2 protein-coding genes are annotated in these 1,713 nt (G+C 72.5%); both read left to right on the top strand.

The window, feature by feature from the left end; all coding sequences use genetic code 11:
* A partial coding sequence (locus G7A99_RS11430) for an ANTAR domain-containing response regulator (protein WP_163140286.1) occupies positions 1–429 on the top strand: 429 nt, incomplete at its 5' end.
* Positions 430–452: 23 nt separating this feature from the next.
* The coding region (locus tag G7A99_RS11425; RefSeq protein ID WP_163140284.1) for a CmpA/NrtA family ABC transporter substrate-binding protein at positions 453–1,713 on the top strand (1,261 nt) is incomplete at its 3' end.

The raw sequence follows: 1,713 nt of genomic DNA, 5'->3' as shown, positions 1-1,713 counted from the left end.
CGACTCGCCCCGGACGCCGTGATCGTCGACGCCGAGCTGCCCAGCCGGGACACCCTGGAGCACCTCGCCCAGCTCGGCCGGCGCTTCCCGCGCCCCATCGTCATGCTCGCCGATCAGGACGACCCGCAGGTCAGCCTGGAGGCGGCGCGGGCCGGGGTCAGCGCCTACGTGGTCGACGGCCTGGCCCCGGCGACCGTACGCTCGCTGGTGAACGTCGCCATCGCGCACTTCCAGGCCCATGACGCGTTGCGCTCGGAGCTCGGGCGGGTGCAGCAGAGCCTGGAGCAGCGCAAGGCGGTGGACCGCGCCAAATGCCTGCTCATGGAGCGCCAGGGCATCGGCGAGGAGGCCGCCTACCAGCGCCTGCGCAAGATGGCCATGGACCGGCGCCTCAGTCTCTACGAGCTGGCCTGCGAGCTGCTCGGGTAAGCGACGGCGAAGGGAGGACCACGATGTCATCAGGATCAGGGCAAACGGGGGCCGGCGCCCCGCCGGAGAAGCGGGAGCTGCGCCTCGGGATCATTCCGCTGAGCGACTGCGCGCCGCTGGTCGTGGCGCGGGAGATGGGCTTCTTCGCCGAGCAGGGGCTGGACGTGACCATCACCCGCGAGGCCTCATGGGCGAACGTGCGGGACAAGGTCCAGCTCGGTGCCCTGGACGGCGCGCAGATGCTCGGCCCCATGCCCCTGGCCGGCACGCTCGGTGTGGTGAGCCCGCGCAAGCCCATGGTCACGGCCCTGACCCTGAACCTCAACGGCAACGCGGTGACCGTCTCCCGCCGCCTCTACGAGCGTCTCTGCCATACCGACCCGGAGGCGATGGCGCGGCGGCCGATCACCGCCCACGCCCTGCGCCGGGTGATCGAGGCGGACCGGCGGCAGGGGGCGGGGCCGCTGACCTTCGCGACGGTGTTCCCGGTCTCCGGTCACACCTACCAGCTCCGCTACTGGCTGGCCTCGGCGGGGATCGACCCGGACCGGGACGTGCGCCTGATCGTGATCCCGCCGCAGTTCGTCGCCGCCAACCTGGAGGAGGGCCGCATCGACGGCTTCTGCGCCGGCGAGCCGTGGAACGGCTTCGCCGTCGCCCGCGGCGTGGGCTGCAGCCTAATCTCGAGCTACGAGATCTGGAACAACGGTCCCGAGAAGGTCTTCGCGGTGACCGAGGACTGGGCGCAGCGCCATCCCGCCACCCACCGCGCGGTCCTGAGGGCGCTGCTCCACGCCTGCCGCTGGCTGGACGCGGACGGCGCCAACCGCCGCAGCGCCGCCCGGCTGCTCGCACGTCCGGAGTACGTGGGCGTCGACGAGGACGTCCTCGCCGCGACCCTCGGCGGCGAGTTCCGCGATGGCATCGCCGCGCGGCCGCGCAGGATCCCGGACTTCACCGTGTTCTCGCGTTACGCGGCGAACTTCCCGTGGCGCTCCCACGGGCTGTGGTTCGCCATGCAGATGGAACGCTGGGGACAGCTCGACATGGATGCCGCCGTCGACGAGGCGGTGGCACGGACGTACCGCCCGGACCTCTACCGCGAGGCGGCCGCGGACCTTGGCCTGCCCGCCCCGCAGGCGGACTGGAAAGAGGAGGGCGTCCACGCCGGGGGTTGGCAGCTGGAGACGGCGACGGCACCGATCCCCATGGGCGCGGACCGCTTCTTCGACGGGGCGCATTTCGACCCGAAGGACCCGGCCGCGTGCCTGCGCGGCCCCGGTG

It is taken from the genome of Arhodomonas sp. KWT (genome assembly GCF_010993615.1).
Note: the sequence above shows the minus strand (reverse complement) of the source record. Positions and strands in the feature narration are given on the sequence as shown.